Annotated in this window: 19 protein-coding genes; 5 read left to right on the top strand and 14 right to left on the bottom strand. The window is 73.5% G+C overall.

The annotated features are described in order from the left end of the window. Window positions 1-93 precede the first annotated feature (93 nt). Complete coding sequence (locus tag KV381_RS29790; protein WP_218787326.1) at window positions 94-792, top strand: ABC transporter ATP-binding protein; 699 nt, start codon at window positions 94-96, stop codon at window positions 790-792. After that, entirely contained in the window at window positions 789-3533 is a 2745-nt protein-coding gene (locus KV381_RS29785; protein WP_256995176.1) for an ABC transporter permease, read from the top strand. Before KV381_RS29790 ends, KV381_RS29785 begins: the two co-directional genes overlap by 4 nt. Window positions 3534-3992: 459 nt before the next feature. On the opposite strand, the gene KV381_RS29780 is transcribed toward KV381_RS29785, so the two are convergent. The 7 genes from KV381_RS29780 to KV381_RS29750 all read right to left on the bottom strand — a co-directional run bounded on the left by KV381_RS29780 (window position 3993) and on the right by KV381_RS29750 (window position 14021). Further along, the gene (locus KV381_RS29780; protein ID WP_030625472.1) at window positions 3993-4916 is read right to left on the bottom strand and encodes a LysR family transcriptional regulator; all 924 of its coding nucleotides are present in this window, start codon (window positions 4914-4916) and stop codon (window positions 3993-3995) included. 48 nt (window positions 4917-4964) lie between these two features. Continuing rightward, window positions 4965-6167, bottom strand: coding sequence for a glycine C-acetyltransferase (locus KV381_RS29775; protein WP_218786745.1), 1203 nt, complete (start codon window positions 6165-6167; stop codon window positions 4965-4967). 45 nt (window positions 6168-6212) lie between these two features. Next, on the bottom strand, window positions 6213-7241 hold the full coding sequence (tdh, locus tag KV381_RS29770; protein WP_218786743.1) for an L-threonine 3-dehydrogenase: 1029 nt from the start codon (window positions 7239-7241) through the stop codon (window positions 6213-6215). 296 nt (window positions 7242-7537) lie between these two features. Further along, the gene (locus KV381_RS29765; protein ID WP_218786742.1) at window positions 7538-9889 is read right to left on the bottom strand and encodes an ABC transporter substrate-binding protein; all 2352 of its coding nucleotides are present in this window, start codon (window positions 9887-9889) and stop codon (window positions 7538-7540) included. Between the two features lies 1 nt (window position 9890). Continuing rightward, on the bottom strand, window positions 9891-12158 hold the full coding sequence (locus KV381_RS29760; RefSeq protein ID WP_086778842.1) for a bifunctional serine/threonine-protein kinase/ABC transporter substrate-binding protein: 2268 nt from the start codon (window positions 12156-12158) through the stop codon (window positions 9891-9893). 9 nt (window positions 12159-12167) lie between these two features. Then, window positions 12168-12983, bottom strand: coding sequence for a hypothetical protein (locus KV381_RS29755; RefSeq protein WP_086778846.1), 816 nt, complete (start codon window positions 12981-12983; stop codon window positions 12168-12170). A gap of 198 nt (window positions 12984-13181) precedes the next feature. After that, window positions 13182-14021, bottom strand: coding sequence for an alpha/beta fold hydrolase (locus KV381_RS29750; protein WP_030625482.1), 840 nt, complete (start codon window positions 14019-14021; stop codon window positions 13182-13184). Between the two features lie 177 nt (window positions 14022-14198). On the opposite strand from KV381_RS29750, the gene KV381_RS29745 reads away from it, so the two are divergent. Further along, on the top strand, window positions 14199-16715 hold the full coding sequence (locus KV381_RS29745) for a GTPase-associated protein 1-related protein (RefSeq protein WP_218786741.1): 2517 nt from the start codon (window positions 14199-14201) through the stop codon (window positions 16713-16715). A 37-nt stretch (window positions 16716-16752) separates the two neighbouring features. Here KV381_RS29745 and KV381_RS29740 read toward each other — a convergent pair whose 3' ends face one another. The 4 genes from KV381_RS29740 to KV381_RS29725 form a co-directional block, all read right to left on the bottom strand. Then, complete coding sequence (locus KV381_RS29740) at window positions 16753-17328, bottom strand: YrhB domain-containing protein (RefSeq protein WP_030083746.1); 576 nt, start codon at window positions 17326-17328, stop codon at window positions 16753-16755. Between the two features lie 134 nt (window positions 17329-17462). After that, the gene (locus KV381_RS29735) at window positions 17463-18209 is read right to left on the bottom strand and encodes a hypothetical protein (RefSeq protein WP_247594978.1); all 747 of its coding nucleotides are present in this window, start codon (window positions 18207-18209) and stop codon (window positions 17463-17465) included. Window positions 18210-18233: 24 nt separating this feature from the next. Next, on the bottom strand, window positions 18234-18821 hold the full coding sequence (locus KV381_RS29730; RefSeq protein WP_050504817.1) for a hypothetical protein: 588 nt from the start codon (window positions 18819-18821) through the stop codon (window positions 18234-18236). A 235-nt stretch (window positions 18822-19056) separates the two neighbouring features. Next, window positions 19057-19425, bottom strand: coding sequence for a VOC family protein (locus KV381_RS29725; RefSeq protein WP_030625487.1), 369 nt, complete (start codon window positions 19423-19425; stop codon window positions 19057-19059). Window positions 19426-19495: 70 nt separating this feature from the next. Here KV381_RS29725 and KV381_RS29720 point away from each other — a divergent pair, with 70 nt between their 5' ends. Then, the gene (locus KV381_RS29720) at window positions 19496-19960 is read left to right on the top strand and encodes a MarR family winged helix-turn-helix transcriptional regulator (RefSeq protein WP_098025839.1); all 465 of its coding nucleotides are present in this window, start codon (window positions 19496-19498) and stop codon (window positions 19958-19960) included. Window positions 19961-20053: 93 nt separating this feature from the next. Further along, on the top strand, window positions 20054-20413 hold the full coding sequence (locus tag KV381_RS29715) for a hypothetical protein (RefSeq protein WP_086778838.1): 360 nt from the start codon (window positions 20054-20056) through the stop codon (window positions 20411-20413). Window positions 20414-20495: 82 nt separating this feature from the next. Here the strand turns inward: KV381_RS29715 and KV381_RS29710 are convergent, their stop codons facing one another. From KV381_RS29710 to KV381_RS29700, 3 genes are all read right to left on the bottom strand, one after another. Continuing rightward, window positions 20496-20837: an SCO5918 family protein gene (locus KV381_RS29710; RefSeq protein WP_030083734.1), complete on the bottom strand. Its 342-nt coding sequence runs from the start codon at window positions 20835-20837 to the stop codon at window positions 20496-20498. A 79-nt stretch (window positions 20838-20916) separates the two neighbouring features. After that, on the bottom strand, window positions 20917-22371 hold the full coding sequence (locus KV381_RS29705) for a DEAD/DEAH box helicase (RefSeq protein WP_086778836.1): 1455 nt from the start codon (window positions 22369-22371) through the stop codon (window positions 20917-20919). A gap of 178 nt (window positions 22372-22549) precedes the next feature. Then, window positions 22550-22753, bottom strand: coding sequence for a cold-shock protein (locus tag KV381_RS29700; RefSeq protein WP_030079656.1), 204 nt, complete (start codon window positions 22751-22753; stop codon window positions 22550-22552). Window positions 22754-23043: the final 290 nt, after the last annotated feature.

The following is a 23043-nucleotide window of genomic DNA, read 5'->3' as shown; positions in this document are numbered from 1 at the left end:
CTCGCCCGGCCGCGCCCGGGCTCATAGCGTTCTAGCAGGTCAAACAGCTTGTGGACGGTACGGGGACGGTGGAGGCGAACAGTGCGCACGACGATGGTGGAGCAGGCGGCCGCGCTCGGTCTTGAGGAGGTGAACCGGAGCTACGGGCGGCGCGGAAGCGGCCGGTGGACGGCGGCGCTCGACGCGGTCAGCTGTACGGTCCCGGCCGGGAGCTTCACCGCGGTGGTCGGCCCCTCGGGTTCGGGCAAGAGCACCTTCCTCCAGGTCGCGGCGGGCCTGGACCGGCCGACCTCGGGGACGGTGCGGATCGCCGGCGTCGATCTCGGGTCGCTCTCGGAGGCGGCGCTGACCCGGCTGCGCCGGGACCGGATCGGGTTCGTCTTCCAGTCGCACGCGCTCAATCTGGTGCCGTCGCTGTCCATCGAGGAGAACGTGGTGCTGCCGCTGGTGCTGGGCGGTGCGGACCCGGGCGGACCCGAGGTCCTGGCGCGGGGACGGGAGTTGCTGGCCCGGGTGGGCCTGGCGGGGCGCGGCGGCGACGGGCCGTCGACGCTGTCGGGCGGCCAGCAGCAGCGGGTCGCGGTGGCCCGGGCGCTGGTGACGGAGCCCGAGGTGATCTTCGCGGACGAACCGACCGCCTCGCTCGACCCGGAGTCCGCGACGCTGGTGCTGGCCCTGCTGCGGGACGCCGTACGGATCGAGGGCCGCACGGTCGTGATGGTCACCCATGACCCGGTGGCGGCGAGCTGGGCGGACACCGTGCTGACGATGGACGGCGGCCGGCTGCGATGAGGAAGCGTACGACGACGAAGAAGGCGGCCGTGGTGGAGGCGGCCGCGGTGAAGCCGCCTGCCGCGAAGTTCGCCGGGACGCGTTCCACCGCGGCACGGGAGCGGTCGGGCACGGCGGCCCGGGAGGCGCGGGGCGTACGGCGGGGGTCACGGCGGGCGTCGGCCTTCCTGGCCCGGCGGTCGCTGGCCACGCACCGGCGGGCCTGGGCGGCGGTGATCGTGGCGACGGGCGCGGCGGCCGCGCTGATCGGCGCGTTCGCGTTCGTGGTCGGCTCGCTGCTGGTGGCCGCGCCGCCGGTGCAGCGGTACGCGGGCGCCGACGCGGTGGTGGCGGCGGACCAGAAGGTGTCGTACACCGCGAAGCCCTGGGGCGGTGAACCGCAGACGGCGACGGCGTATCTGCCCGAGCGGGCCCGGCTGGACCGGTCGGTGCTGGCCGCCGTCGCCGGGGCCGACGGGGTGGCGAAGGCCGTCGCGGACGACTCCGTGCCGGTGGCCACCGGCGACGGGCGGCCCGCGGTGGGCCGCTCCTGGCCGTCCGCCGCGCTCACCCCGTACGAACTGGCGGAGGGGCGGGCCCCACGCGACGCGACCGAAGTCGTCCTGGACGGCACACTGGCGGCCGACGGCCCCGCCCCGGGAGGACGGATCGTCCTGCGGGCCGACGGGACCGCCCGGACGTACACCGTCAGCGGCATCGCCCGCGCCGGGCACAACGGCGACGGTCCCCCGGCCGTGTTCTTCACCGAGCCCCGGCTGACCGCCCTGGCCGGGCACCCGGGCCGGATCGACGCGATCGGTGTCATCGCGGAGCCGGGCGTTCCGCCGAAGGCGCTGCGCGACGCGATCGGCGCGGTGCTGCCCGAGGACGCGGGCGTCGCCGGATCCGACCGGGGCGTACGGGTGCTGACGGGGGCGGAGCGCGGGGAGGCCGAGCAGGTGGACGCGCTCGGCGGGCGCGGTGACCGGCTGGCCCTGCTCGGGTCGATCGGCGGGACGGTGCTGATGGTGGCGCTCCTCGTGATCGCCTCGACGCTGTCCCAGGCGATCCATCAGCGGTCCGGGGAGCTGGCGTTGCTGCGGGCGGTGGGGGCCTCGCCCCGTCAGCTCCGGTCCGCGATCGGCCGGGAGGCGGGCCGGGTCTCCGCGGTGGCGGCGCTGCTGGGCGGGCTCGGGGCCGTACCGCTGGGGCTCGCGATGCGTTCGCTGCTGACCACCGGGACGCTGCCGCTGCCGGTGCCGTGGTGGCTGCCGCCCGCCGCCGCGCTGGCCGGCGGGCTGCTGGTCGCGCTGCTGGCGCGGCCGGTCGCGATGCTCGCCGCCCGGTCCATCACCCGGCTGCGGCCCGCGGCCGCGCTGGGTGCGGCGACGGCGGACGAGCCGAGCGGGCCGGGGCGGTTCCGTACGGTCGCGGGTGTGGTGCTGGCCTTCGCCGGGGTCAGCTCGGCGGGCGTGGCGACAACGCAGAGCGGTCAGGCCGCGGGCGCCGCCGCCTCGGGCGCGGCGCTGTCGCTGGTGATCGCGGTCGCCCTGCTGGGGCCCCGGGTCGCCCGGATCGCCCTGGGTGCGCTGGGCCGTCCACTGCGCCGGGCGGGCGGCGTCTCGGGGTTCCTGGCCGAGCGGGCGGCCTCGGCGCACACCCGGCGGCTGGCCGCCGCGTTCACCCCGATCGTGCTGGTGGTCGCGTTCGTCTGTGTGCAGCTCGCCGCGGGGCCGACGCTGGAGCGGGCCTCCGACCGGCAGGCGTCCGCCGCGCTGCGGGCGGACCTGGTGGCGACGGGCGGTGCGGCGGGCCTGCCCGCCGGGGCGGCCCGGGCGGTGCGGGAGGCGCCGGGGGTCACGGCGGCGACCGGGGTGCTGCGTTCGGCGGTCGTCCTGGCCGACCGGGAGGCGGGCGAACCGGTGCTGACCCGACTGCCCGTGCTGGGCGTGGAGGCGCGCGGCCTGTCCGGCATCCTCGACCCGCGGGTCACGGCGGGCGACCTGGACCGGCTCACGGGGCGGGACGCGGTCGCGGTCGGGGCGGACCGGGCCAAGAGCCTGGGGGTCGGACCCGGGGACCGGGTGGCGCTGCGGCTCGGCGACGGTACGCGGGTGGAGCCCCGGGTCGTCGCGGTGTACGGACACGAGCTGGGCCTGGGCGAGTTCCTCTTCCCGCGCGAGGCGCTGGCGGGCCATGTCTCGGCGGCACGGGACCAGGTCGTCCTGATCCGGACCGGGGCCGGGGCCTCGTCCGGTGCCGCGTCCGGGGCGGACCCGGTGGCCGCCGTGCGGAAGGCACTGGCCCCGTACGGAGGCGGGGTGGCGGTGCGGGCCGCCACGCCCGACGACATCAGGACCGCTCCGCCGGTGCCGGACGAGGACAACGCCATGATCGTCATCGGCGTCGGGGTGATCGGCGGCTTCGCCCTGCTGGCCGTGGTGACCACGCTGGCGCTGATCACGCTCGGCCGCCGGGGCGAGTTCCGGCTGCTGCGGACGGTCGGCACGGGCCGTCGGCAGCTGCGGCGGATGCTGGTGCTGGAGACCGGTCTGGTGACGGTCGCCGGGCTGGTGATCGGCACGGCGGTGGCCGCCGTCCCGCTGACCGCGTTCGCCGTCGCGGTGGCGGGCACGGCCCCGTACCTCCCGCCGGCGCACTACGGAGTGATCGCGGGGGCGGTGGCGCTCGCCGCGGCGGCAGGAACGCTGGTCCCGGGCGCGTCGGGCGGACGCTTCGTCCTGGGGCGCGGGGCGCGGTGAGGGCCAGGGGCGCGGTCACGGGTGGCGGACGGCCGCCGCCCCCGACCGCGCCCCGTCGCCATTCGGCCCACAGCCGAGGCGCGGCCGGACACCGTCCGATGACCAGGGGTCCATGGAGGCCAAGGAGTCCACGGGGAGCGCCGCGCCCGCCGAGCGGCACGCCGGCTGGAACGAGCTGTTCTTCGACCTCGTCGTCGCCGGGGCGGGACAGCTGGCCCATCTGCTGCACGGCGGCCCGCACCTGGCGGACAGTTCCCAGTTCCTCTACGACCCGGGCCGGGCGGATGCGGCGGCGACCGGGCTGCGGGGGGGCGCGGGATCAGGCGACGTACGCGCCTTACGTGACCCGGGCGCGCACGACCGGGCACGGCCCGAGGGAGGGGCGGGCGCTCAAGCCCACCCGCCGGGAGCGGCGGCGCTCGGGCCCGCCCCGTCGGCCGGGTGCGGGCGGGCCGGCGCTCAGGCGCGGGCCAGCCCCGCTTCCCGTACGGCCACCGCCTCCATCGCGACCAGCACCGGCCGGATCAGCGGATGGCCCTCGGCCCCCTGCCGTACGGCCGCGAAGACCCGGCGGGTGGGGGCGCTGCCCTCGACCGGGCGGACGACCACCCCGGTCAGCTCCATCCCGCGCAGCGCGGACCTCGGCACCAGGGCCACTCCGGCGTCCGCCCCGGCCAGGGCGACCACGGCGTGGAAGTCGTCCGACGCGTGTTCGAGGCGCGGGGCGAACCCGGCGTACTCGCAGGCCAGGACCACCACGTCATGGCAGGGGTTGCCCGGATACTGGCCGATCCACAGGTCCTTCGCGAGGTCGGCGATCGCCACCTGGGCCTGGTCCGCGAGGCGGTGGTTCACCGGGAGCACCACGTCGAACGGCTCCGAGTACAGCGGTACGCGGGTGAGGCGGCGGTCGTCCTCGGCGGGCGCGCCCCGGTATTCGACGGCCACCGCCACGTCGACCTGCCGGTCCAGCACCATCGGCACGCTCGCGTCGCCCTCCGCGTCCTGGACCTTGACCCGGATGCCGGGTGCGGTGCGGGCCAGCTCGGTGAGGGCGGGGGCGAGGACGAGGCCGATGCCGGTGGCGAACGCGGCGACCGTGACCGTACCGGCGACACCCGCGCTGTAGTCGGCCAGCTCCGCCTCGGCCCGCTCCAGCTGGGCCAGGACCAGGTTGGTGTGGCTGAGCAGGATCTCCCCGGCGGCGGTGAGCCGGGCGCCGCGCGCGCCGCGTTCGACGAGGCGGTGGCCGGTCTCCTGCTCCAGGGCGGCGAGCTGCTGGGAGACGGCGGAGGGCGTCAGATACAGGGCGGCGGCGGCCGCGGTCACCGTGCGGTGGTCGGCCACCGCACGGAGGATTCGCAGCCGCCGCGCATCGATCATGTGCCCATTGTCCCAGGTGGCGGCGGAACCACCGACCCGGTCGGCGGGTCAGGTGGTCTCCGCCTCCAGCGCGGCCCGCGCGTCGACGAACGCGTCCACGGCGCGGTTCACGTCGGCGGTGGAGTGCGCGGCCGAGAGCTGGACCCGGATGCGGGCCGCGCCCTGCGGGACGACGGGGTACGAGAACCCGATCACGTACACGCCGCGCTCCAGGAGCAGTTCCGCCATCCGGCCCGCCTTGCCCGCGTCGCCGATCATGACGGGGGCGATGGCGTGGTCGCCGGGCAGGATGTCGAAGCCCTCTGCGGTCATCCGGGTGCGGAACAGCTCGGTGTTGGCGGCCAGCTGCTCGCGCAGGTCGCCGGCGGACTCCAGCAGGTCGATGACCTTGAGGGAGGCGGCGGCGATGACCGGGGCGAGGGAGTTGGAGAAGAGGTATGGGCGCGAGCGCTGGCGCAGCAGGGCGACGATCTCCGCGCGGGCCGCGACGTAACCGCCGGAGGCTCCGCCGAGCGCCTTGCCGAGGGTGCCGGTGATGATGTCGACCCGGTCCATGACGCCGTGCAGTTCGGGCGTGCCGCGACCGCCGGGGCCGACGAAGCCGACGGCGTGCGAGTCGTCGACCATGACCATGGCGTCGTAGCGGTCGGCCAGGTCGCAGATCTCCTGGAGCGGGGCGACGTAACCGTCCATGGAGAAGACGCCGTCGGTGACGATGAGGCGGCGGCGCGCCCCGGAGGCCTCCTTCAGCTGCGTCTCCAGCTCGGCCATGTCGCGGTTGGCGTAGCGGTGGCGCTTGGCCTTGGAGAGCCGGATGCCGTCGATGATGGAGGCGTGGTTGAGGGCGTCGGAGATGACCGCGTCCTCCGGGCCGAGCAGCGTCTCGAAGACTCCGCCGTTGGCGTCGAAGCAGGAGGAGTAGAGGATCGTGTCCTCCTGGCCGAGGAAGGCCGAGAGCCGCTGCTCCAGCTCCTTGTGGACCTCCTGGGTGCCGCAGATGAAGCGGACCGAGGCCATTCCGTAGCCCCAGCGGTCCAGTGCCTCGTGGGCGGCGGCGATGACCTCGGGGTGGTCGGCGAGGCCGAGGTAGTTGTTGGCGCAGAAGTTGAGGACCTCGCCGGCGCGTCCGCCGGAGGTGACGGCCACGGTCGCGGACTGCGGGGTGCCGATCACGCGCTCGGGCTTGTGCAGCCCGGCGGCGCGGATCTCGTCGAGGGTGGTGCGCAGATCGTCGCGTACGGAGTCGAACATGCGGATTCCTTAAGGAGTGCGAGGAGAAGTTCGAGGATCAGACGGTCAGACGGTCCAGTCGAGGATGACCTTGCCGCCGAGGCCGCTCGCGGCGTCGTCGAAGGCCGCCTCGAAGTCGCGGAAGCCGTACCGGCCGGTGATCACGGGGGCGAGGTCGAGGCCGCCCTCCAGCAGGACGGACATGGCGTACCAGGTTTCGAACATCTCGCGGCCGTAGATCCCCTTGATGGTGATCATCGAGGTGACGATGCGGGACCAGTCGACGGCGAACTCCTCGGCGGGCAGGCCGAGCATCGCGATCCGGCCGCCGTGCGTCATGTTCGTGACCATGTCGCGCATCGCCTCGGGGCGGCCGGACATCTCCAGGCCGATGTCGAAGCCCTCGCGCAGGCCCAGCTCGCGCTGCCCGTCCGCGATGGTGCGGTCGGCGACGTTGAGGGCGAGGCTGACGCCGACCTTGCGGGCGAGGGCGAGGCGGGCCTCGCTGACGTCGGTGATGACGACGTTGCGGGCGCCGGCGTGCTGGGCGACGGCGGCGGCCATGATGCCGATCGGGCCCGCACCGGTGATCAGGACGTCCTCGCCGACCAGCGGGAAGGAGAGCGCGGTGTGCACGGCGTTGCCGAACGGGTCGAAGATCGCCGCGATGTCGAGGTCGACGGGGGCCCGGTGCACCCAGACGTTGGAGGCGGGCAGGACCACGTACTCGGCGAACGCGCCGTCGCGGCCGACGCCGAGGCCGACGGTGGAGCGGCAGAGGTGGCGGCGGCCGGCGAGACAGTTGCGGCACTTGCCGCAGACGAGGTGGCCCTCGCCGCTGACCAGGTCGCCGGTGGCGATGTCGGCGACGTCGGAGCCGATCGCGGCGACCTCGCCGACGAACTCGTGGCCGAGGATCAGCGGGGTGGTGACCGCCTGCTGGGCCCAGCCGTCATAGGCGCGGATGTGCAGGTCGGTGCCGCAGATACCGGTGCGCAGGACCTTGATCAGGACGTCGGTGGGGCCGTACTCCGGCTCCGGCACGTCCATCAGCCACAGTCCGGGTTCGGCCTTCTGCTTGACGAGTGCCTTCACGGCTGCGGCTCCCTGACGTCGGTACGCGAAGTGGATACCCCGGGCCTCGGGGCATGTCGGAGGAACCCTGCGGCCCGGGGTGGATCTTGGGTGTCACCCACCATGGTGGGGGTTCGGCGGGACGGGACGGAGCATCTCGAAAGGCTCCACGCGCCGTTTCCGGCCGTCACCGAGAAGGCTGCCGTACGGCGGGGCCCCGGGTCCATCGAGGATTTCTTAAGCGCCGCCGCAGGAGATCTTCACACCTGGCCGTGGCTTCACGGACCGCTGCCGTTCTCCGGCCTTCGTTTCCTCGGCTAGGGCCTGTCGTACGGGCCGAGGAAGCGGGGGCGGCCCTGCTCGATCCGGTAGAGGAAGATCCCGCTCTCGTACCGCACCTGGCGGGTCGAGGCCTGGAAGGCGAGGGTCCGCACGATGCCCCGGTGCTCGGTCCGCACGATCCGCCCGCCGATACCGCTGCGGACCTCGCCCGACGCGCTGGTGGTCCCGGCGGCTCGGGCGATCAGGCCGACCGCGTCGTACGCCTCGGCGGCCCAGGTGGCGGGCGGTGCGCCGAAGCGCTTGCGGTGGGCGGCGGTGAACGCCTCGGCTGCCGGGAGGGCGGCCGGGTCGGCGTACGCCTCGGCGAAGACCCAGCCCTCGGCCGCCTCGCCCGCCCCGTCGAGGAAGGCGGGCCCGAGGGCGGATCCGAGGGCGACCCGGGCGCCGGTGAAGCCCTCGTCCGCGAGCGCGGTGGCCAGGCGGGCGGCCCGGGACGCGTCGCCGCTGCCGAGGACCACGGCGTCGGCCTTGCCGGTGACAGCCTTGCGGGCGACCGCGCCGAAGCCCGCGTCGCCCCGGACGAGGGGGTGTTCGAGGAGCGTGGCACCGGTGGGGGTGGACTCGCGGAACGCGCTCCCGACCTCCCCAGCGAGCCCGGGATCGGCGGCGTCCTCGACGAGGAGGATGCGGCCGGCGGGGGTCGTGCGGGCCAGGTGGCTGATCAGGCCGGTGGTGAGCATGTCGTCCAGGGGGCGGGTCACACAGAGGTGGAGCCCGGTGCCGGTCTCGACGGTGCTGGCGCCCGCCGCGACGACGACGGTCGCCAGCCGCGCCGCGCCGTACCGCTGGACGAGCTCCTCGCGCAGCAGCTGCCCGGTGGGGCCGAGGACGGCGATGACCGAGGTGTCCGCCGCCAGCCGCTCGGCCACCCGGAGCGCCGCCGCCGGGTCGCCCGCGTCGTCCTCGGTCCGCAGGGCGAGCCGGAACGCCTTGTCCTTACGGGCGTTGTGGTCGGCGACGGCGAGCTGAGCACCGCGCTGATGGGCCAGCCCGGTGGCCCGGCCGGGTCCGCCGAGGTCGGCGTGGAGCCCGATCCTGTACGTGTCCGGCTCCCCGGACCCCGCCGACGAACCGGCGTCGCCGCGCCCGCGCAGGGCGTTCCGGACGGCGGCGGTCCCGCCGACGAGGAGGACTGCCCCGGCGGCCCCGGCGGTCAGGACTCTGCGGCGGCCGGGACCGCTTTTCCGGCCTGTGGCTTCGTCCCCGACGGTCTCGTCCGTGGCCGGGGTGAGCGTGCTGGGCAGCGGTTCGGGGTCCGGCAGCGCGAGGGCGGCGGCGGACCGCTCGGCGATCAGCGCGGGAAGCCCGGCGGGGGCCTGCCAGGGGGCCGGGGCAGGGGCAGAGGCAGGGGCGGGGGTGGTACGGGCGGGCTTGCCCGGGGCCGATGCCTCCGGCCGAGCCACGTCAGGGAACTCGCCCGGGGCCGGGTCCGGGTCCGAGGCGGCCCGGAGGGACTCGCGCGGGTCCGGCGGACCCGGCCGGGCCGGGTCCGCCATCGCCCGCCCGGCCGGGTCCGGGGCCGCATCCCCGCCCGGCTCCAACGCCTCGCGGACCCGGCTCGCCGTCGGCCGGGCGGCCGGGTCCTTCGCGAGGCAGGCGGCGATCAGCGGGGCCAGGCCGGGCGGAACGCCCGTCAGGTCCGGCTCCTCGTGGATCGTGCGGAACAGGGCGCCCGCCCCGCCGCCCTCGCCGAACGGCGGCCGGCCGGCGGCCGCGTACCCGAGGACGCAGCCGAGCGAGAACACGTCGGCCGGCGGCCCCGGCGGCGCGGCCGAGGCCTGTTCGGGGGCCAGGTAGCCGGGCGTGCCGATCACCGCGCCGCTGGTGGTGAGCGCGGTGGCGCCCTCGTGGCGGGCGATCCCGAAGTCGATGAGGCGGGGGCCGTCGAGGGCGAGGAGGACGTTGCCGGGTTTGACGTCGCGGTGGATCAGCCCGGCCTCGTGGACCGCGACGAGGGCCGCGGCGAGCCGGCTGCCGAGCGCCCGCACGGTGGCCTCGGGCAGCGCACCGCCCGCTCCGACCACCTCGGCCAGCGAGGGCCCGGGTACGAACGCGGTCGCCAGCCACGGTTCGTGGGCCTCGGTGTCCGCGCCGAGGACCGGGACCACCCACGGGCCGGTGATCCGGGCGGCGGCCTCCGCCTCGCGCCGGAAGCGGGCCCGGAAGCCGGGGTCGGCGGCGTGCTCGGCCCGGATCACCTTGACGGCGACGAGCGTCCCGCCCGCCGAACGCGCCAGATAGACCACGCCCATGCCGCCCGCGCCGAGCCGGACGAGGGTGCGGTACGGGCCGACGGTGCGCGGGTCCTCGGAGGTGAGGGGCCGCACGTCAGCTCTTCGGCTTCGGGGCGGGGCCGACGTAGCGGAGGCGGCCGTCCTCCACCCGGTACAGGTGAGCGTCCTGGCCGACGAGTTGCTGACGCTCCTCGTCGAACGCGTAGGAGCGCGAGACCCCTTCGTACCGGGCGGCGGCGATCGCGGTGGTGAGCGCGGACCGGGTGGGCCGGCCGTCGCCGGAGGGCGTCGCGCCTGCCGACGGGCTCTTGTCACCGGCGGTCGCGCTCTTCGTCCCGGCCGTCGCCGCCTTGGAGGCGGCCCCGGCGAGGGTGGCCAGCTCGCGGGCGACGAGCCCTGCCACGTCGTACGCCTCGGCCGACCAGGCGGCGGGCGCGGCGCCGAAGCGTTTGCGGTGGGCGGCGGCGAAGGTCGCGGCGGCCGGGGTGGTGGCGTCGATGAACGGGGCGACGAACTCCCAGCCCTCGGCCGCCGCGCCCGCCTGTTCCAGGAAGTCCGGCCCCATGACGGTGTGCTGGGCCATGCGCGGCCCGGCGAAGGACTGCTCGGCCAGGATGCGGGCGACTTTGGCCGCGCCTGCCGCTTCACCGGCGTAGAAGAGGGCGTCGCTCCGGTGCGACAGGAGGTCGGTGACGACCGGGTCGAAGACGGTGGTCCCGGCGGGCACCACCCGGGGGTGGGTGGTGCCCGTGGTGAGTTGGGGCGTCATCAGGTTGACTGCGTAGCCCGCCTGGTAGGCGGACTGCCCGCCGGACCGGTCGATCAGGATGCCCAGCCGCTCGACGTCGGGGCGCAGCAGCAGGTGGTTGACGACGGGGAAGGAGAGCTCGGCGTAGGTGGGGGAGGCCTGGAAGAAGGAGGCGTTGGCACGCTCCGGGAAGGCCATCAGGAGGACCGACACCGTCAGGACCGGCATGACCGCCTCGTCGTACGTGGACAGGGCCGCCCCCGCCGCCGCGTCGCCCGTGGGGCCGATCACCGCGATGACCTCCGGGTCGCGGGCGAACTCCTCGGCGACCCGGGCCGAGCGGGCGGCGTCTCCCTGGTCATCGAGGACCTTCACGGCGAGCCGGAAGGGCTGGTCGCCGAGGGAGTTGAAGCGGTCGACGGCGAGCCGGACGCCGCGTTCCTGGGCACGGCCGGCGGCGCTCAGGGGCCCGGTGAGATCGGCGTGGACGCCGATGATGAGGCGCCGTCCGCCGGGCGCCCCGTCGCCTCCTGCCCCGTCTGCTCCGTCGCCGGTGAGCCGTACGGCGGCGAAGGCCCCGGCGCCGAGCGCGAGGGCGCCACCGGCCGCGAGGAACAGGAAACGCCGTCGGCCGGGGGCGGGGCGCGGGGGTCCGGGTTCCTCGGTGACGCCGACGGTGGCGTCGATGTCGGGCAGGGCCAGCAGGGCGGCGGCCCGGTCCGCGATGATCCGGGCGACGTCCTCGGGCAGCCAGTCGGCACTGGCTCCGGCGGGCACGTCCTCGGCGATCAGGGTGTCGAGGTCGGCGGCGGCCGGACGCTCGTCCGGGTCCTTGGCGAGGCACCGGTCCAGCAGCGCGCGCAGCCCGGGGTCGTCGATGCCGTCGAGGTCGGGTGCGCCGTGCACGGTGCGGTAGAGGACGGCGTCGACCGCGCCGCTGCCGAAGGGCGGCCGGCCGGTGGCCGCGTACGCCAGGAGGCAGCCGAGCGAGAAGACGTCCCCGGCGGAACCGGCAGACCCGTCGGCGCCGTCCGCCCCGGTGGCCCCCGTCGCACTGCCCGACGCCTGCTCCGGCGGGAGGAAGCCGGGGGTGCCGACGATCAGTCCGGTGGCGGTCAGGGCGGTGGCGTCGGCGGCGCGGGCGATCCCGAAGTCGATCAGGCGGGGGCCGCTCGCGGTCAGCAGGACGTTGCCCGGTTTGACGTCGCGGTGGACGAGCCCGGCGGCGTGCACGGCGGCCAGGGCGCGGGCGAGCAGCCGGCCGAGGACGGTGACGCTGCGCACGGGCAGCGGACCGCGCCGGACGACGACGTCGGACAGGGTCGGCCCGGGCACGAACTCGGTGGCTAGCCACGGCCGTTCGGCCTCGGTGTCGGCGCCGGTGACGGGCACGGCCCAGGGGCTGTCGACCCGGCGGGCGGCCTCGGCCTCGCGACGGAAGCGGGCCCGGAAGTCGTCGTCCCCGGCGTGCTCGGGCAGGATCACCTTGATCGCGGCGAGCGCGCCGGCGTCGGTGCGCCCGAGGTAGACGACGCCCATGCCGCCCGCGCCGAGGCGGCCGAGGAGCCGGTGGCCGCCGATCCGGGCGGGGTCGGTGGGTCGCAGGTCGTCCATCGTCCGGCCTCAGCTCTGCTTCTCGACGGCGGATTCCAGCCGGGCCAGCATGGCGCCCTGCGCCTGGACGACGAGTTCGTCGATCTCCCGCTCGGTGCGCCCCTTCGCCCCCTTGCCGGTCACGGCCACGGTGAACTGCAGGGTCTGCGCCTGCTGCCAGAAGTAGTGGTGCGGTCCGCCGAGTTCGGAGCTCCGGTACTCCCCCAGCTCGGTGAGGGAGTCCTCGGAGGCGGTCTGCGTGGCCTCGCCGCCGAGGAGCGCACCGGCGATCATGGACCCGATCTGTTCGCCCTCGCGCAACTGCTGGGTGGGGCAGCGCATGGACTCCTCGATCGACTCCGCCATCTCCCAGGCCGCGTCCTCGCGGGTGCGGTGCACGGTGACGATGGCGGCGAGGCGCACCGGCCCCTTGCCCTTCTCCGCGGGCAGCTCGAACGACCGGGTGAGGGTGGCGAGGACACTGCGGGCGGGCTTCCGCTGCTGCCAGACGCAGTCCTCGCCGAGCACGGGCCAGGTGGCCGGGTCGCTCTCGTACGGGCTCCGCTTCACCACTCCGGGGCCGAAGCTGTCGGGCGCGGCGATGACGTGGTCGATGAACGCGCGTGCCGAGGCTTTGGTCCTGGGCAGCCGGGCGGGGTCGGGTTCGAACGTGGCCGACGCCCCGGGGCCCGGTCCGCTCCCGGTTCCACCACCGGAGTCCGCCCCCGCACCCGCACGCGAACTCGCGCTCTCACTCGCAGAGGTGTCGCGCTTCTCCGCGCCCCCGGGGTCGTCCGCGGCTCCGGAGCAGCCGGCGAGCAGCACGGTCGTCAGTGTCAGGGCCAGTACCCGGGTCAGGGGCAGCGCGAAGCGGACCCCTCTTAACGGCACGCGACCGGTCACAGCGTTTCCCCGTTCCTCCTCGACGCCGCGTCGATCATAAGTTCGCCCGGCGCGGCAGGCGGGGGCTTGTCCAGGGACTGTTACCGCGTCGGGACCTGGGCGGCACCGCCCCGGGGCCGCCCGGCCGAGGCCGTCGGGCCGTCAGGCCGTCTCGGCGAGGAAGGCGCCGATGTGTTCGACGAGGGCGTCCGGCCGGTCCCGGGGAAGGAGCGTGTAGCTGTCGGCCACCTCCACCAGCCGCCCCCGCGGCAGGATCTCGGCGAGCCGGCGCCCGTGCTCGACCGGCATGACCCGGTCCTCGGTCGCCCAGATCACCAGCGCGGGCCGGTCGAACGTACGCAACTGCTCGGTCCACCGCAGCAGTTCGGCCTTCTCGGGGACGCCGAGCACATAGGCGCGCAGGTCGCGCCGGATCTCCGCCGAGCTCTGCGCCGGCCGGAACCACCGGTCCATCGTGGCGTGCGGGACGGGCCGCTTGCTCATCCACCCCCAGGTCATGGGCAGCCGCCGCGCGGGCTTCAGCCGGAGCAGCGAGAAGGCGAACCCGAGCCCGCCGGGCACCCTGGCCAAGGTCGCGAGGTTACGGCCGGGGAGCCCGGGCGGATAGTTGTCGAACGCCTCGCAGGACGTGATCACGAGCCGCCCGATCCGGTCGGCCCGCCCGTCGGCGACCAGCGCCTGAGCGCCGCCCCAGTCGTTCATGACCAGGGTGACGTCCTCCAGCCGGAGGGCTTCCAGGAACTCCGCGACCAGCCGCGCCACCCCGAGGACGGACAGGTCGGCCCCGGCCTCCATGGGCCTGCGGTGGCCGCCGAGCGGCAGGGTCGGCACGATGCACCGCACCCCGTCCCCGAGTCCGGCGACGACGTCGTCCCACAGCGATCCGTCCATGGCCACGCCGTGCAGGAGGACCACCACGGGCCCGTCACCACCGGTGTCGCGGTACTCGATCACGCCCGCCGAAAGCCTCACGTCGCCCATGAGGTCAACCTAGTCCGTCCACCCTCGGGCCGACCTCGGGCCGGGGCCTGACGCAGCGTAGGGATTACCTCCCCGTCCTTGATAGCGTCGCCCCCGCGGCTGCGGACTTCTCCCCCGACCCAGCCGTACGGGGGCAGGCACGGGGACCGGGCGCGGCAGGACGAAGAGGGCCGACAGATGAGCCTTGCACAGGTGCACTACACCTCCGCCGCGCCGGGGGCCGAGGGATCCGAAGGGTCGGCGGGCCGGTTCACGGCGGTCGGAGCAGGGGTGTCGAGCGCCCTGCTGGCGGAGATCGAGCCCTTGCTGCGCCACGAGCTTCCCGGAGGCGTTCCCGACCGGCCGTCCGACAGTGAACTCCGTTCACTGCCGCAGGCGTTCACGTACGCGACGCTGTCCGACGGCAGCAGGCTGGTGGCGCGTTCGGCCCCGGTACGGGACACGGGCGGCGGCAGCGACTCGGCGTCGGGGTCAGGACCGGGGTCGGGGTCGAGGCAGGGCATCCGGTTCCATGCGCACGCGGTGCACCTGCCGCCGGGGGTTCCGCTGCCGGGCGACCGGCTGCCGGTCGAGGCGTGGCGCTCGCCGCTCTGGGTGTCGACGACGCCCGCCGGGGCGATACCGGACCCGCTGACGCTGCCGCCGGGCCCGACGGCGGTCTCCGAGGGCCTGGACGACTTCGCCGTCTCGCGCGGCCCCTGGCTGGCGGCGGTGCTGGCGGATCTGCGCCGGGCGAGCGAGGCGGAGGCCTTCGACGGCCGCCCGGTGGTGCTGGTGGAGCGGCAGTGCGCGGACGTGGCCCGATGGCTGGGACTGGCGTCCGTGACCCTTCCGAGAGAGGGCGTGGAGCGGCTGACGTTCACCACGTACACCCGGCGGCCGGGGAGTTCGGCGTCGCGGGTGGTGGGGGTGTTGCCCGAGGACGCGGCGGCGGCGCGGGCGGCGGGCCTGCGGGTGCACGAGTGCGCGGGGCAGGCTCCGGTGGCCGGTACGGACGACGACGTATGGGCGACGACGGCGGCCCGGATCTGGCGGAGCCGGTCGCCGGAGCTGTTCCGGGAGGCGCGCGAACTGCCCGGAGAGCCGTTCGCCGCGGGCCCGTTGGCGGTGACGGCGCTCTGCGCGGGGATCGCGCTCGGCCCGGACGGGCGCGCGGCGGCGGCCGGTTGGGCGGCCGACCGCCCCTACACCCTTGACGCGAAGCGCACCGGCCAGCTGGTCGAGGCCCTCACCTCCCCCGGCATCGACGACCGTACGGGCCCCGAATTCGACGCGGCCGGGCGGCTGTTCGGCGCGCTGGAGGGCCGCTGCCCGGCCTCGGTCACCGCGCCGCTCGCGGCGATGCTGGTCACCGAGGCGGTACGGGGCGGCAACGGCTCGCTGGAGCTGCCGCGCCGGGACGCGTTCGTGGGCCCGGAGGGCGCGGAGGTCGCCGGACGGCTGGGCCCGGAGATCCTGACCGAACTGGCCGACACCGTGGGTTCCCGCTCGGTGGCGCGGACCGTACAACTGCTGCGGGTGGCACGGCTGCTGGGCGTGGACGGCACGGACCTGCTGCCGGGCGTGGTGGCCCGCCTGGCGCCGGCACTCCTGGCGGAGGCGGCGCAGGAGGAGGGCGAAGGGGAAGGCGAAGGCCCTGAGAGCACCCCGGCCTTCGCACCCGCCCTGCTGGAGTTGCTGGACGAGCAGTTCGAGGTGCGGACGGCGCTGCTCGGCGCACTGGACCGGATCGCGCCGCAGGACCCGGGGGCGGTGGCCCGGTTCCTGGAGCGGGTGACGCTGCCGTTCACGGGTACGCAGGCGCTGCCGCATCTGCGGATGTGCGCCGAGGTGCCGGGCGCGATGGCGACCCTGGGCGGTGACCGGGCGGCGGTGTGGCACCGGGTGCTGCGGGCGGCGGGCCTCTCCCCCTTCGCCGAGCCGCTGGTGCTGCGCACGGCGGTGGGCCTGGTCTGGGAGGACCGCGCCCCGACGGTGGAGGAGGCCCGCCTGCTGCTGGACGCGGCCACCTCCGACTCGCACCGCGCGGCCGGTACGTGGGCCCGCCTGGTCGACGCGGCGCTCGGCGCGTCCGCCGCCGGCACGGACGAGGCGGCCGGCCTCGCCCATGACCTGCTGCGCGGCTATCCGACCGAGATCGGCGGCCGCGAACGGGCCGGCCTCCTCCTGCTGGACCTGATCCGCGAACTGCGCACGGGCGCACCGGAGCCCGGCTGGGCGGAACGGGTCCGCACCCTGTGCGCCCGGGCGGAGCCGGTCGAACCGGCGCTCCGGGAGCGGGCGTACGCGGCCCTGGTCGAACGCCTGCTGGCCCCGGACCGCCCGGGTGCCGAGCTGTACGACTTCGTCCACGGCGACGACCCCGACCTGATCGCCGCGTACGACCGCACCGCCCGTACGGAAGCCGTACGGACCCGGCTGCGCACCCAGCCCGCCTACGCGGCGGACTGCTTCACCGTCTGGACCGCCCACCCGCACGCGGGCCGCACCTGGCCCCCGGTGGCCGCCGCCCTCCTGGAGGAGGTCCTGCGCCCCGCCGTCCGCGCGATGGCGGCCGAGGACGTCGCGGAGGTCGAGGCGACGGTGGGCCGCACGGGCAGCAGCGGCCGCGCCGACGCCTTCCGCACCTGGAACCGCGTCAGCACCCTGGGCCGACTGGGCCGCCGGATCGCTGGGCGGGTGCGGCGAGGGTGAGCGGGGGCGGCGCCGGCATCCGGGAGCTACGCATCCATCACGCCTGGTCGCCTCGGGGCTCCGCGCCGCTCAGAACGGTCTTCACCGCGTACACCGGGTTGAGGGGCTCCACGAGTTCCCTGGTGGCGACGGCCACGAGGCGGACCGGCGCGTCCCCCTCCAGCAGCGCGGTCACGTACTCGATGGCTTCGGCGGGCGAGAGCGCGGGGAGCTTCCGGCGCAGGGTCCGCACAGCATGCATGCGTCCGCGCGTGAACGCGGCGTCACGAAGCGCATCGTGCAGATCATCCACGGCTGTGCGTACCGGCAGCCCCCGTATACGGCCCCGGTAGTCGTCCTCCCACGCGCCCGTCACCGACGAGACGACGCCGATCTCGTGCAGTCCCCCGTCAACGCGATCGACCAGGTACGGCCCACCGCCTGCCAGGATGAACGACGGATCCCCGGTGCGCACGAACGCCTCGGACGTCCAGTGGACGATCCACACCAACGCATGCTCCTCGACGTCCACCACAGCCATGCGGAGTGCCGCTTCGTCCACGGCGCGCCACCTCTGGTAGTCACGCTCCAGTTGCGCCTCGACGGCCCTGACCGCAGATTCTCGATCGATCACATCCGCAGCATTCCGCACCGCCTCGGGGCCGTCCAGCGCGCCGAGGCACCCGCACACCACCGTTGCTTCCGCGGTCACGGGACAGGGCGGCGCATGCGCAGGACTTCGCCGACGCGCGGCGGTCAGCCTGCGCTTTACTCGCAGTTGGAGGCAAGAGCCTTGGCCGCGGGCGCTTCCGATCGTGACGTGACCGTGGGACGCGCCGCCTTCAATGCCGCCACGAGGGCATCGGCGCTCTTTCCGGCGAGTTCGTCCTCCAGCCGGGGCACGGGATCGTCGGAGCCGGACAGGGCAGCGGCGACCTCCTTGGCCGACTGTTCCCCGCCTTCCATCTCTCCCTGGCCGATGGTGTCGTCGTCGTACGGCACCGTGCTTCCCTCGCCGAGCCCCACCCAGCGCGCCGGCTCCTCGGGGTCGCCTTCGGAGCAGGTCGCTCCCCGCCAGGCGAGCGCGATGATGTAGTGGTGCCCCAACTCGATGCGCGGCCTTTCGGCCAGGGCATATTCGGTGCGGTTGTCGAGGTCGCCCTCCTTGAACACCCACCCCGATGAACTGCGCTGCCAGGTCGCCGGTGCGGGCTGGGCCGGATCACTTCTCGACCAGAGAACCTTCTCGACCTTCATACGCACATCACGACCGATCATTCCCTCCCCCCGGTCCACCTCACTCCGGCCCGGAGCCACTTCACTTTCCTTGGTCGGTGTGGCGATGACGACATGGTCCGCATAGGTCACCCAGTCCTCAGCGGTACGACTGGGCATACGGTCCTTGCCCTCACCCCGAATCGGTCCGACCACCGTATCCGCACCGTCGGAACATCCCGCCAGCAATACGGCGGAGACGGCGAATCCCAGAAAGCCGAAGATACGCGCACGACTCATCACGGTCTACCTCCACGTATTCGCTCAGTAGGTGCCATTGATGTTGCTCACGTTGTTGCTTCCGAGATCACTGCTGTAACCGTGGGCAATCATGCAGCCCAGCCTCGAATCTTCGGAGGGCAACGCCGGATATGCGCTCCCACCATGCAGCAGGCCCACTGCGTGGCCCATCTCATGACAGGTGATACTGGGGTCGTAATTTCCGTTCCCCCGGATCCTGATCACTTGCTGATCACACTTGTACCCGGAGACGGGGTCGTCGCACCATGCCATCCCCTCCGCATCGTCGTCCAGACCCTTCGCCCCTTCCTGCCAGACGACATCCGTTTCTGCCGACCCCGAGAATTTCGGCGTGGCATCGTACTTGATCACCAGGTCGGTCGGAGAATACTCGCCCTTGAGCATGGCAGTGACATACGACTTGTCCACCGCTTCCAGCTTGAACTCGCCGCTGCTGTCCATGTAGTAGGTGACATCTTTGTTGTCCGTCTGACACACCCGCCCCTTTGTACAAAGATGCGGTGTGCTGATCGTGGGCACCATGTTGTCGGTGACCACAGCCGCTGCCGCAGCCCCCACAGCGATGACGGTAGCCCCGATCGCGGAAACCACGACGCCGCCTCGGGAACCGCGTAAATACCGTCCGAACGATCGCACGCCATCCCCCCGCTTCGCATACCGACTTCCCATGGAGCAGCATGCGGAGAAACTCCACTCTCGGCATGACGCCGAATGTCGCGGCAGCCTAGCCCGCCCAAGGACAGGAAGACACAGTTCCGGTGCACGACAGCGATGCCGCCGGAAAGAACGGCGCATTTTGAGCCAGGAAAAGCACCCACCCAACCCGTCAAACGCGGTCGTGAAGCGTGACGTGGTAGCCGTCGGGGTCGGCGAAGGTGAACGTGCGGCCGAAGGGGCCGTCGACGGGGGCCGAGACGATGGTGTGGCCGGCGGCGGCGAGCGCGTCGTGGATGGCCTGGACGTCCGTGGCGTGGAACCAGAGCGCCACCCCGACACCGGGCTGGGCGGCGGACGCGAGGTCCGTGCCGGGGATGAGCTCGCGGAGTGCGAACGCGATCGGCTTCGTCTCGAAGACGACGGCGTGCGGAGGCCCGGCCTGCGAGCGGACGAGGCCGAGGTACTGCTCGTAGAACGCCTGCGAGGCGTCGAGGTCGCTCGTCTGGAGCGAGAGGAAATCGGGACCGGTGGCGGGCATGGCGGTGCCCCTTCGCGTCGCACTTCGTGTCAGTTATCTGACATGCACCACTGTATGTCAGACTTCTGACATGAGTCAAAAGAGCCCCGGCGTCGACCTGGACACATCACTGGGCTACCTGCTCAAAGAGGCTTCGAGCGCCCTGCGCGCAGCCATGGAGGAGGTGCTGCGGCCACTCGGCATGACCGTGACGCACTACTCCTGCCTGGAACTGCTCGCGCAACGGCCGGGCATGTCGAACTCCGAGCTCGCGCGCGGCGCGTTCGTGACACGGCAGACCATGAACGTGCTGCTCCAGGCGCTGGAGCGGGACGGCTACGTGGTCAGGCCCGCGGAAGCGGCAGTCGGGAAGGTTCTTCCGGCGCAGCTCACGCCCCGCGGGCGGCAGAGCCTGGAGAAGGCGACCGCGGCGGTCCGTTCCGTCGAGGTCAGAATGCTGGCCGGCATGACCGAGACCGAACAGGCAACCGCGTTCCGGGTCCTGCGGAGCATGGTTCGCTCCTTGCGCGAGGGCGACCACGACGACAGCGCCTGACAGAGGCTGCCGCGCCGAGGACCCTCGGCGCGGCAGATCCGGGTCCCGACCGGGCAGCCGGAGGGTGGGAGCCGCCGACTAGAATGTTCTTTCATGTCGAAGCCTGACGAGTTGCTCTCCGCTGTCGCAGCCCTGGTGGAGTCCGGGCACAGCAACCAGATGTCCCTGACCGTCGTCGCCGGAGGCGCTGTCATCACCGGCCGCCTGGCCCCGGAGTCCGTCTGGAGGCAGCGGGTCTCCGAGGTCCTGGCGGACTCGGACCGGCTGAGCGAGTTCGCCGCCGTCTTCACCTCCGCCGCACGCAAGGAGGGGCCGCCCACGCATCTGCATTTCCATGTGGCCCGGATCCTCCAGGGATCGGTGGGAATCCCGGAGACGGGCGGGATGTACCGCGTGGCCATCGAGGATGTCAGCGCCTGGACCATGGGCGACTTCAGCTACTCCGACCACTGACCCGCCCACGCCCCGCAGTCCACTGCCCTCCGTCGGCCGGACCACCAGCGCCGTCCGCTCGAACCGGCCCCGTGCCCGCCCGTCAGGCGGCCGCGGGGCCGCCGAGCAGTGCGGAGGCCTGCTGGAACGGGCTGAGCACACGCCGAGGCGCGACAAGTGCGCGCTCGGGCACGGCGGTTGCGGCCGTCGCGGCGCCGCCGGTGCAGGTGAAGCCGAGTCGGCTCATGGCCCGGAGGACTTCGCTCGCGCTGAAGTCGCGGCGGTCCTGGCGGGTGATGACCTGCCCGACCTGCTTGACCGGGTAGGTGCGCCGCCCGATGATCACGGACTCACCGCTGACCTGCTCGGGCTTGATGCCCCTCATCGACTCCAGGACGCCGCTCTTGGTGAGGTCGAAGGGGAAGCGGGCGATGACACAGCGCATGTTGCCTCACAGAGTGAAGGGCGAAGGGCGAAGGAAAAGCGGCGAAGCCGCGAGAAAGGGCGAGGAACGGCCGCGAAGGCTAGGCGGCCGCACCGAACGACGACTGACGCCCCGCCGCACGCCGGGTGGCGGAGGCGGAGCCGCGCCGTCCGCGCGGGGCCGCACTGCGCCGACGCCGCTCGGCCACCGGCGCGGTGATCGTCACGGGGATGCCGGACGGGGCCTGGGATCCGGTGATCCGACTGAGCGCCTCCTCGCCGGAGCGGACCTGCGTGGTCAGGGGAACGATCCCGGCGGCGGTCATCAGGCGGGTCATGTCGCGGCGCTGGCCGGGCGTGACCAGGGTGACGACGCTGCCGGTCTCCCCGGCGCGTGCGGTACGGCCGCCGCGGTGGAGGTAGTCCTTGTGGTCGGTCGGCGGGTCGACGTTGACGACGAGGTCGAGGTGGTCGACGTGGATGCCGCGCGCCGCGACGTTCGTGGCGACGAGGACGGTGACGTGCCCGGTCTTGAACTGGGCGAGGGTGCGGGTCCGTTGCGGCTGGGACTTCCCGCCGTGCAGGGCGGCTGCCCGTACGCCGCTGTGCAGCAGGTGATCCGTGAGCTTGTCCACCGCGTGCTTGGTGTCCAGGAACATGATCACCCGGCCCTCGCGCGCCGCGATCTCGGTCGTCGCCCGGTGCTTGTCGCCGCCGTGGACGTGCAGGACGTGGTGCTCCATCGTCGTGACGGCCCCCGCGGACGGGTCGACGGAGTGGACGACCGGGTCGGTGAGGTAGCGGCGGACCAGGAGGTCGACGTTACGGTCGAGGGTCGCGGAGAACAGCATGCGCTGGCCCTCGGGGCGGACCTGGTCCAGGAGCGCGGTGACCTGCGGCATGAAGCCCATGTCAGCCATCTGGTCGGCCTCGTCCAGCACGGTGATCGCGACCTGGTCCAGGACGCAGTCGCCGCGCTCGATGAGATCCTTGAGCCGCCCCGGGGTCGCGACGACGACTTCCACGCCGCCGCGCAGCGCGCCCGCCTGCCGGCTGATGGGCATGCCGCCCACCACCGTGGCCAGGCGCAGCCTCACCGAGCGGGCGTACGGGGTGAGCGCGTCGGTGACCTGCTGGGCCAGCTCACGCGTCGGTACGAGGACCAGAGCGAGCGGCTGACGGGGCTCGGCACGCTGTCCGGCGGTACGGGCCAGCAGGGCCAGGCCGAAGGCGAGGGTCTTGCCCGAGCCGGTCCGCCCCCGGCCGAGGACGTCACGGCCCGCGAGGGTGTTCGGCAGGGTCGCGCCCTGGATCGGGAACGGAACGCTCATACCCTGCACGGTGAGCGCGGCCAACAGCAGCGCGGGCATGTCGAGTTCGGCGAACGCCTCGACGGCGGGCAGTGCGGGGGTGAGCGTCTTCGGCGGTGCGAACTCGCCCTGGACCACGACGGGCCGCCGACCGCGGCCGACCGGACGCGGGCTGCTCGGGCCGCCGGTACGGCTGCGGTTGCGGGAAGTGCGTGAGGTGCGGTCGTTCGTACGGGTGGAGTTCACAGGAAGCCTTCCTTGATACGGCACGTACCAAGGAATTCCCGCAGCGGATAAACAGCGCGGGGAATCACAGGAACGGGCCGAAAGAAACGTGCGAGAAATTTCGACGCGCAGACACACAGGCACACAGGCACACAGTCGGAGGAGAGCACGAAGCAGCAGATACGAGATGCGGGCGAGGTCAGGCGGGAACGATGTTCTCGGCCGTCAGACCCTTCTGGCACGACATGATGTCGAAAGTGACCTGCTGACCTTCGAGCAGTTCACGGAAGCCGTCGGTGGCTATGTTGGAGAAGTGGGCGAACACATCGTCCCCACCGCCGTCCTGCTCGATGAATCCGAAGCCTTTGGCTGCGTTGAACCACTTCACAGTGCCGGATGCCATGTCGTGTCTCCCTTGGGGCAGTACACCGGCCCGTGAGGTACGGATGCCGGGTCGCCGCGGTGATGCCCCACCCGGAGAACGATGTCCGGAGAAACCGAAGCGCCTGCACCAGCCGTAAATCGGCGGCGGCGCTCGAAGTTTGGGAGACAGCAAGACTGCAACTGGGAATGACAGTAGCACGCCGTAGTGATCCGGATGCCGAGAATAACCCCGCTCCCCCACTCGAAGCAAAAACCCTCTTCGCCCGACGAACCGAAACCTCATGCGACGGCCACAGATATTGCCCCACC

This window comes from Streptomyces sp. WY228, from assembly GCF_019287315.1.
GTDB lineage: Bacteria > Actinomycetota > Actinomycetes > Streptomycetales > Streptomycetaceae > Streptomyces > Streptomyces caviscabies.
The sequence above is the reverse complement of the archived record's forward strand: the minus strand, read 5'-3'. Positions and strand labels throughout refer to the sequence as shown.